Annotated in this window: 7 protein-coding genes; 5 read left to right on the forward strand and 2 right to left on the reverse strand. The window is 70.1% G+C overall.

Features of this window, described 5'->3' with window-relative positions; all coding sequences use genetic code 11:
• Window positions 1-61: 61 nt before the first annotated feature.
• On the reverse strand, window positions 62-1,183 hold the full coding sequence (locus ABZ208_RS38325; protein WP_356914073.1) for an aminoglycoside phosphotransferase family protein: 1,122 nt from the start codon (window positions 1,181-1,183) through the stop codon (window positions 62-64).
• 232 nt (window positions 1,184-1,415) lie between these two features.
• On the opposite strand from ABZ208_RS38325, the gene ABZ208_RS38330 reads away from it, so the two are divergent.
• Entirely contained in the window at window positions 1,416-2,909 is a 1,494-nt protein-coding gene (locus ABZ208_RS38330) for a hypothetical protein (protein WP_356914074.1), read from the forward strand.
• A gap of 150 nt (window positions 2,910-3,059) precedes the next feature.
• On the opposite strand, the gene ABZ208_RS38335 is transcribed toward ABZ208_RS38330, so the two are convergent.
• A complete protein-coding gene (locus ABZ208_RS38335) occupies window positions 3,060-4,493 on the reverse strand; it encodes a SpoIIE family protein phosphatase (RefSeq protein WP_356914079.1) in 1,434 nt (477 codons plus the stop codon).
• Between the two features lie 195 nt (window positions 4,494-4,688).
• Between ABZ208_RS38335 and ABZ208_RS38340 the strand changes: the two genes are divergently transcribed.
• The 4 genes from ABZ208_RS38340 to ABZ208_RS38355 all read left to right on the forward strand — a co-directional run bounded on the left by ABZ208_RS38340 (window position 4,689) and on the right by ABZ208_RS38355 (window position 8,932).
• Window positions 4,689-5,294, forward strand: a complete 606-nt coding sequence (locus tag ABZ208_RS38340) for a GNAT family N-acetyltransferase (RefSeq protein WP_356914075.1) — start codon at window positions 4,689-4,691, stop codon at window positions 5,292-5,294.
• Window positions 5,291-7,435 carry an NAD-dependent DNA ligase LigA gene (gene ligA, locus ABZ208_RS38345; RefSeq protein WP_356914076.1) on the forward strand — a complete coding sequence of 715 codons (2,145 nt, stop codon included), beginning with the start codon at window positions 5,291-5,293 and terminating at the stop codon, window positions 7,433-7,435. The genes ABZ208_RS38340 and ligA overlap by 4 nt, the downstream gene beginning before the upstream one ends.
• Before the next feature lie 123 nt (window positions 7,436-7,558).
• Window positions 7,559-8,317, forward strand: coding sequence for a siderophore-interacting protein (locus ABZ208_RS38350; RefSeq protein WP_356914077.1), 759 nt, complete (start codon window positions 7,559-7,561; stop codon window positions 8,315-8,317).
• A 9-nt stretch (window positions 8,318-8,326) separates the two neighbouring features.
• Complete coding sequence (locus ABZ208_RS38355; protein WP_356914078.1) at window positions 8,327-8,932, forward strand: HD domain-containing protein; 606 nt, start codon at window positions 8,327-8,329, stop codon at window positions 8,930-8,932.
• The last annotated feature ends 34 nt before the right edge of the window (window positions 8,933-8,966 follow it).

The raw sequence follows: 8,966 nt of genomic DNA on the forward strand, positions 1-8,966 counted from the left end.
TTGCGATCTCTGTGTGTCGGCACCGGACGCGCAGCGCGCTTCCCCCTCGGTAGGCGGTCGATCAGCGAGTGCCGACCGCCGCGCGTACGGCCCGGCGGGCCATCGCGCAGTCGTCGTGCAGCCTTCGCAGCAGCAGACGTTGTTCTTCGCCGGCCGGTACACCGCCAGGATGCGTCTGCGGCGCACCCGCGGGCGAGGCGTCACGCATCGCGCGCTGCACGGCGGTCTCGTACGTACGGATCTCCCTGGTCAGCACGATCATCAGATTCACCAGGAACGCGTCCCGTGCCGCCGTCCCCGCCTGCTGCGCCAGTTGGCTGATCTGACGGCGCGCCGCCGGTGCGTCACCGAGCACCGCCCACAGCGTCGCCAGGTCGTAGCCGGGCAGATACCAGCCCGCGTGCTCCCAGTCGACCAGCACCGGGCCGGTCGGCGACAGGAGGATGTTGGAGAGCAGCGCGTCGCCGTGGCAGAACTGACCGACGCCCTGCCGACCGCCCGCGTACGCCAGACCGTGCAGCAGTTTCTGCAGGTCACCGAGGTCGCGATCGGTGAACAGCCCCAGCTCGTGGTAGCGCGAGATCCGCGAGCCGTAGTCGAGCGGAGCGTCGAACATGCCGGCCGGCGGCCGCCAGCTGTTGAGCCGGGCGATCGCACCGAGCGCGGTCCGTACATCCGCGCGCGGCGGAGCCTCGACAGGATGCCGGGCCAGCGCCGCCGCACGGCCCGGCATCCGCTCGATGACCAGCGTGCAGTTCTCCGGGTCCGCGGCGATCAGACGAGGCACCCGCACCGGAGGGCGGTGTCGCACGAACGCGCGGTAGGACGTTATTTCGTGCCTGAAGTGCTCGACCCAGACGGGGGAGTGATCGAGTAAGCACTTGGCAACGGCAGTGGTACGCCCCGTGGTTCCGACGATCAGAACGGATCGTCCGCTGCGGCGCAGCACCTGCACGGGGTTGAACTCCGGGCAGATCCGGTGCACCGACGCGACAGCTTTGCGCAGCTGAGCGCCCTGAGGACCGGACAAGTCGACTCTCCCGCTGAGGGGCTGGGCGACCGTCCCAAGAGGCCTGCGTGCACGGCCGGTGGGGGTGGGGTCGAGATACGGTCCGGTGCCGGCCGCGACGGCGGTGCGCTGCGGCCGGGGCGGGGCGGACACGGAGGACGATGCTGTGTACATGGGAGATACAGATCCCTTCGTGTGCCGACGAGTTGCGTGCGCTGCCCCGCCCCGGCAACCGGAAACACCCTGGGGAATGCGACCGGTTGCCGGGGCGAGGTGGCGCGTTCCTACCTGACACCCGGCCGCGGGTGGCACACCATCTGGCGCACCCTGGCGAACCGTGGCGAATAGTCGCAACGCAACTGCCACCGGGCTACTGTCAACTCAGCCGAGAACCTGGGGGCTTGACGTGAGCGGAGAACCCAACACCCGCCTGAACGACCTGTTCGGCCTGGCCGGCTGGTCCAAGGGCGAACTCGCAAGACTCGTGAACCGGCAGGCGGCGGCCATGGGCCACCCGCAGCTGGCGACCGACACCTCGCGGGTGCGGCGTTGGATCGACATGGGGGAGACCCCGCGTGATCCCGTCCCCAGAGTGCTGGCAGCCCTGTTCACCGAGCGACTCGGTCGTGTCGTGACCATCGAGGACCTCGGGTTCGTACGCAGCGGGCGCACGGGTAAGCGGCGGGACGTGCAGGGAGCAGGCAACCCTGACGGTCTGCCGTGGGCGCCCGACCGGACGGCAGCGGTCCTCACCGAATTCACGGGAATGGACCTCATGCTCAACCGACGCGGCCTGGTGGGCGCGGGCGCGGCTCTCGCCGCGGGCTCAGCACTCAGCAGTGCCATGCACGACTGGCTCAAGACAGATCCGGCAATCTCCCGGGACGCTCCTCGATTCACCGACCCCCTGCACGCCGACTCCGCTGGGTTCGACCGCTACGAGGCCGCCCCCATCGGGTCGCAGGAGATCGACGCGCTGGAGCGTTCCGTCGAGGTGTTCCGCGCCTGGGACGCCTCCCGCGGCGGCGGGCTGCAGCGCAAGGCCGTCGTGGGGCAGCTCAACGAAGTGGGCGGCATGCTCGCCTACCGTCACCCCGACCATCTCCAGCGGCGTCTGTGGGGCGTCGCCGCCAATCTCGCCGTTCTCGCCGGCTGGATGTCCCACGACGTCGGCCTCGAACCCACCGCCCAGAAGTACTTCGTCATCGCCGCGCACGCGGCACGCGAGGGCGGCGACCGGCCGCGCGCCGGCGAAGCCCTGTCCCGAGCGGCCCGCCAGATGGTCCATCTCGGACGTCCGGACGACGCCCTGGACCTGATGAAGCTTGCCAAGTCCGGCTCCGGGGAACAGACCCTCCCGCGCACCCGGGCAATGCTGCACACCATCGAGGCCTGGGCGCAGGCATCCATGGGCCACGGGCAGGCCATGCGCCGAACCCTCGGCGAGGCGGAGGAGCTCTTCGTCTCCGACAGGAGTGATGTCCCGCCGCCCAGTTGGATGCAGCTGTTCGACGAGGCGGACATGCACGGCATGCAGGCGCTTGCCTATCGCACCCTGGCGGACCACGAACCCGGCGCGGCGAGCACCGCACAGCGGCACGCCAAGCGGGCGCTGGAGCTGCGCGAGGGTGGGCGGCAGCGCTCGAAGATCTTCGACTACATCTCGCTGGCCTCGGCCTGCTTCATCGCCGACGACCCTGAACAGGCCGACCGCTACGCCAGGCTGGCGCTGGTGTCGATGGGGGAGACCTCCTCGCACCGCACCTGGGACAGGCTGCGGGAGATGTACCGGCTCACGGGTCAGTACGCCGGATACGCGAGGATCGAGGATCTGCGTGAGGAGATCCAGATCGCACTGCCCAACAGCCCCTCGAAGAAGCTGAGGAGCACCGAGATCTAGACGCTCCGGACCATTCTCCGGATTGCTCGCCCGACGGGGCGGTACCAGGTGAGCGAACCCGCTCGCGCCCGCACGCGCCGTACCGCACAGGCGACCCCGTCACTCAACTCCCGTACGTCACTGTCCTCGTAGCAGAGTCTCGCCCGCCCGCTACGAGCTGATCCTTGCCACCATCACACAGGCGTCGATCTCGCGGTCGTTCTCACCGAACTCCTCGACGACCACACGCACGCACTCCTGCGCGTCACGGGCCTTGGCGAAGCGCGGCGCCAGAGCCGTGAGCCGGCCCGTGTCGCACTCGCCGGACACGTCCCTGCGCGTCAGCCCGTCGGTGTGCAGCACCAGCAGATCGCCGGGCAGGAGCGCCAGTTCTGCCTGCTCGTACGTCGCGCCGGTGGTTGCTCCCAGCAGCACACCGTCGGGTGTGGCGAGCGCGCGTCCCGTCCCGTTGCGGAACAGCACCGGGGCGGGATGCCCTGCCTGCGCCCAGGAGAGGGTGCGGGCCACCGGGTCGTAGCGGCAGCACACCGCACTTCCCAGAGCGGGCTGTGACGAGGTGTCCAGCAGCTGGTTGAGATGCTCCATCAGCTGCCCCGGGTGGATGCCCGCCACGGCCATGCCACGCAGCGCACCCAGTACCGTAGCCATTCCCGAGGTCGCGGCGACCCCATGTCCGGTGAGGTCGCCCACGCTCAACAGTGAGTCGCCACCGGGAAGTTGCAGCGCGTCGTGCCAATTGCCGCCGATCAGTGCACCGCTCGCCGACGGCAGGTAGTGCGCGGCGACGTCCAGCGCGGCGGGGCCGTCCAGAGGGAACTGCAGCGACCCGCGCCACGGGGGCAGGACCGCCTCCTGCATCTCGACCGCGAGCCGGCGCTCGGTCTCCTCGATGTGCTGCCTGCGACGCAGCGAGTCATGGGTCTCACGCACGGCGCGCTGACTGCGGCGCAACTCGCTCACGTCCCGCAGGACCGCCCACATCGATGCCGTGCAACCGTCCGCGTCGAGGACGGGCTCGCCCATCATGTGCACCGTGCGCACGCGTCCGTCGGCGCGGACCATCCGGAACTCGCCGTCGATGGGCCGTCCGTCGACCAGGCAGTCGGTCACCAGCGCGGTGAGCAGCAACTGGTCCTCCGCGAACACCATGGACGGCAGCTCGTCCAGGGACATGGGGCCGCCGGCCGGATCGCGCCCGAGGATCTGGTACAGCTCGTCCGACCAACTGACCTCGTCGGTGAGCAGATTCCACTCCGCGCTGCCGACCCGGCTGAGCAGCGAGCCGGTGGCCGCCGCGCTGTCCGCCTCGTACTCGGCGAGCTCGCTGTCGACGGTGTCGGCACCCTCCTGCGGCAGACCCTCCTTGAGCTGCCCGAGATGTGCGCCGAGATCCTCGAGATGATGGACCGCCAGGTCGCACAGCGCCCGCTGCCATCTGCCCTGCGGGTCGTCCTCGGCCACTGCGGCGTCCCGCCGTACGGCGTCGATGCCTCCGCGCAGCTGACGCGTCTGGGAGATCAGCGCATCAACGGTCTCGTGCTCCGGCGGCTGGGAGGGAAGGTCCGCGAACACATGGGGCGGCATGTCGTACTCCGATACAGGCGCGGCCACGGCCAAGGTCCCGACAGGGGGGACCGGTTACGACTGTTGCACAGGGAGCGATGGCCCGTAAGGCATTTGGCAACACTCGATCCGGTGGTGCCTTTGTCATATGCCATAGGCTCTCCGGGTAGTCTGCGCCCGAACAGGAGTTACGCGCGGGTATACGGGAGAGTAGCTTTGACCAGCCAACTTCGGGCACCGGCCACGACTTTGTCCCCGGCTCTGCTGCTGCGCCCCTGGCACGAGAGGGACCTGCCCGCCCTCATCGCCGCCTACCGCGATCCGGACCTTCGCCGCTTCACCATGATGCCGGTGGACAACCAGGACGACGCGCTGCGTTGGCTGGACATCCGGCACCAGGGCCGGCTGACGGGAACCTACCTCGCCTTCGCCGGGTTCGAGGAGCTCGAGGACGGCACGGAGGGCCGGCTGGTCGCCAATGTCGTCCTCAAGCGGCCCGATCCGGGCGCACCGGGCGCGGAGGTCGGCTACTGGACCGTCGCCGGCGCCCGGGGCACGGGCGTCGCCCCGCGCGCACTGGAAACGCTCACCGCATGGGCCTTCGAGAGCTTCGCCGACGACGGCCTGCGCCACCTCGAACTTCTGCACCAGGTGGACAACACCGCCTCCTGCCGTGTCGCCCAGAAGTGCGGGTTCCGCTACGAGACAACCCTTCCGGCCCGTCCGCCCTTCCCGAACGACGGCCATCTGCACATCCGCCGGACCCAGGAGCACAGCAGGTCAGGGCCACTGTCAGTGGTGGACGGCAGTATGGGGACATGACGACTTCACCCGCCGTTTCCGCCGCTGCTGCTCCCGCGGCTGCCGTCACCGACGCCACCGCCTACGCCGAGGCCGTCCAGACCGCGGCGCAGGCCGCCGCCGCGTACTACGCGACGGGCGAAAGCACCCTCGACGACGACACCTATGACCGGCTGGTGCGCGGGATCGCGGCGTACGAGCAGGCACATCCCGATGAGATCTCGGCCGACTCGCCGACCGGCAAGGTCGCCGGCGGTGCCGCGGTCGGCGATGTGCCGCACACGATCCCGATGCTGTCGCTCGACAACGTCTTCTCCGCCGAGCAACTCGCCGCATGGACCGCATCGGTGGAGCGGCGCATCGGCCGGCCGGTCGAGTCGTGGAGCGTCGAGCCGAAGCTCGACGGCCTCGCGATAGCGGCGCGCTATGAGAAGGGGCGGCTGACCCGTCTCGTCACCCGTGGTGACGGCAGCGCCGGCGAGGACGTCTCCCATGCCATGGGCACCGTCGTCGGCCTGCCGGACGAGCTCAGCGAGCCGGTGACGTTCGAGGTGCGCGGCGAAGTGCTCATGACGAACGAGCAGTTCGAGACTGCGAACACCGTGCGCACCGGACACGGCGGCGCCCCCTTCGCCAACCCGCGCAACGGCGCGGCGGGCACGCTGCGCGCCAAGGACCGTGCGTACACGGTGCAGATGACCTTCTTCGGGTACGGCGCGCTGGCGCTGCCCGACTCGGAGCCGGATCTCGCCCAGCTGCTCGGTGAGTGGCCGCACAGCCAGGTCATGCGGTACGTGGCGGACCTCGGCGTGCACACAGCGGACAGCACCGCCGTCGCACCCCGCACCCTGACGACGGTCGACGAGATCCAGGCGCGGATCGACGAGATCGGTGCGGCCCGGCCGGAACTGCCGTTCGGAATCGACGGCATCGTGGTGAAGGCGGACGCCGCCGCCGACCAGGCCGCGGCGGGTTCGGGCTCAAGGGCCCCGCGGTGGGCCATCGCGTACAAACTCCCGGCCGTGGAAAAGGTCACCACGCTGCTCGACGTGGAGTGGAACGTGGGCCGGACGGGCATCATCGCGCCCCGCGCCGTGCTGGAACCCGTCGAGATCGACGGGTCGACCGTCACCTACGCGACCTTGCACAACCCCTCCGACATCACCCGCCGCGAGCTGCGGGTCGGGGACCGGGTGATGGTCTACAAGGCGGGCGACATCATCCCGCGCATCGAAGCTCCCGTCGCACATCTGCGCACGGGTGACGAGAAGCCGATCGCCTTCCCCGAGGTCTGCCCGCAGTGCGGCTCCGACATAGACACCTCCGAGCAACGCTGGCGGTGCGTGCGTGGGCGCAACTGCCATCTGGTGGCGTCCGTCTCCTACGCCGCCGGGCGTGACCAGCTCGACATCGAAGGGCTGGGCGCGACCCGCGTCGTCCAGCTCGTCGACGCCGGCCTGGTCGGCGACATCGCCGATCTGTTCACCCTCACCCGCGAGCAGCTGCTGGAGCTGGACCGGATGGGCGCGACGAGCACCGACAATCTGTTGGCGGCCATCGAGACGGCGCGCACGCGGCCGCTGTCGAGGGTGTTCTGCGCCCTCGGTGTACGCGGCACGGGCCGCTCCATGTCCCGTCGCATCGCCCGGCACTTCGCGACGATGGAACACATCCGCGCGGCCGACGTCGAGGCGCTGCAGCAGGTCGACGGCATCGGTGCGGAAAAGGCGAGGACGGTCGTCGCCGAGCTCGCCGAGCTTGCCCCGCTCATCGACCGGCTCACCGCCGCAGGGGTCAACATGAGCGAACCGGGCGCGACCCCGCCCGTAGCCGGACCGGCCGCCGACGACGAGGGCGGGCAGGAGGGCACCGGCGAGGGCATCGAGCAGACAAGAACCACCGGCCCGCTCGACGGCATGACGGTCGTTGTGACCGGCGCCATGACCGGAGCGCTGGAGAAGCTGTCCCGCAACCAGATGAACGAACTCATCGAGCGGGCCGGCGGCAAGTCGTCCTCCAGCGTCTCCAGGCGCACCTCGCTCCTGGTCGCCGGGGAGGGCGCCGGATCCAAGCGGGCCAAGGCCGACGAGCTGGGCACCCGCATCGCCGCTCCGGACGAGTTCGCCGCCATGGTCGCGGACTTCCTCGACGCACAGGCCTGATCGCGGGCGGGGCCGGTGACGGCCGGCCCCCGCACCTCACGCACGCGTGAATTAGGTTAGGGTGACCTAACTTTGAGTGCACGCGTTCGGGAGGTGATCCCGGGCTCAGGGGAGGGGACCTCGGTGGGACATGGCTGGGAAGGCGTCGTCCTGAAGCTGCTGCGCGGCAAGGACTTCGAGTTCACCGTGACCGGCGCGGAGGATGTCACTGATCACTTCCGGCGAGTGCACTTCACGGACGGCGGGATGCTCGCGCAAACGGGTGTCCACCCCACCATGTGGGTGCGCATCTGGTTCAGCAACGCCGGTAAGCCGCATCAGCGCGCCTACACGGTGGTCGACGCGGACCCGGCCGCCGGGTCGTTCAGCCTCGAGTTCGCCCTGCACGACGGCTGCGCCAGTGAGTGGGCCCGTAAGACGCAGCCCGGTGACACCGTCGAAGCAACGCTCCAGGGCAGCGGCTTCACCGCCCCCGCCCCTGAACCCTCACATCTGTTCGTCGTCGGCGACCCTGCCTCGCTGCCCGCGATCAACACTCTGCTCGACGCCATGCCCGGGGTGCCCGCCACGATCTGGTTCGAGACCACGCACGACTCGGACGCCGACCTGCCGCTTCGCGTGGACCCCGCACGCCACGAAGTGCGCCGCATCCCCCGCCGTGACGGCGGCGCCCATCTGGTGAACGCGGTGACGTCGCAGCTGCCCGGACTGCTCGACGACCGGGCCGGTGCGTACGTGTGGATCGCCTGTGACACGACGACCACCCGGACCCTCGCCTCGTACGTCCGCAAGGAGTTGGAGCTGCCCAAGGACCGAGTGAATGCCCTGGGTTACTGGCGCCCTGTCCGATCGCCCGACCGGAGTGGTGGACAGGACGCATAGCCTGGTGCCGTGACCAGAACCAGCCTGCTGCTGGGCGCCCTGCACGATGCCACGGATCCGCCCCTGCGCCCCCTGCCGGGCGAGGCGGCCGAGTTGCTGTGCCGACTGGCAGCACCGCCCCGTCTCGCGGCGCATCTGCGTGCCGTGCACGATGTGGCGCACCAGCTCGCGGACTGGCTCGCCCGGCGCCATCCCGACCTGCCGTTCGACCGCGAAGCGGCGCTCTTCGGTGCCGCCACCCACGATGTGGGCAAGGTTCTGCACACCGGCGAACTGACCGGCCCCGGCAGCCGCCATGAGGAGGCGGGCCGTGAACTCCTGCTGGAGCACGGCATCGGTCCGCGTCTGGCCCGGTTCGCCGCCACCCACGCGAGCTGGGCGGACGAGGCGGCCGACAGCGGCGCCGGCATCGAGGACCTGCTCGTGAGCCTGGCGGACAAGGTGTGGAAGAACAAGCGCGTGCCCGACCTCGAGGACCTGTTCGTGGCGCGGCTCAATGCCGCCGGTGGCCGGGCGGCCTGGGAGGAGTTCCTCGAACTCGACGAGCTGCTCACCGCCCTCGGCGAAGGGGCAGACGCGCGGCTGGCGTTCCAGGCGTCGTACCCCGTGCGCTGATCGCCGTCGGCGGGCCGTGCAGCGAAGCACGGCC

It is taken from the genome of Streptomyces sp. NPDC006208, assembly GCF_040613775.1.
Lineage (GTDB): Bacteria > Actinomycetota > Actinomycetes > Streptomycetales > Streptomycetaceae > Streptomyces.

What these genes read in the sequence shown, in the direction of transcription:
- ABZ208_RS38325 (WP_356914073.1), bottom strand. Translation starts at nt 1,183, where the DNA reads ATGTACACAGCATCGTCCTCCGTGTCCGCCCCGCCCCGGCCGCAGCGC.
- ABZ208_RS38335 (WP_356914079.1), bottom strand. Translation starts at nt 4,493, where the DNA reads ATGCCGCCCCATGTGTTCGCGGACCTTCCCTCCCAGCCGCCGGAGCAC.
- ligA (WP_356914076.1), top strand. Translation starts at nt 5,291, where the DNA reads ATGACGACTTCACCCGCCGTTTCCGCCGCTGCTGCTCCCGCGGCTGCC.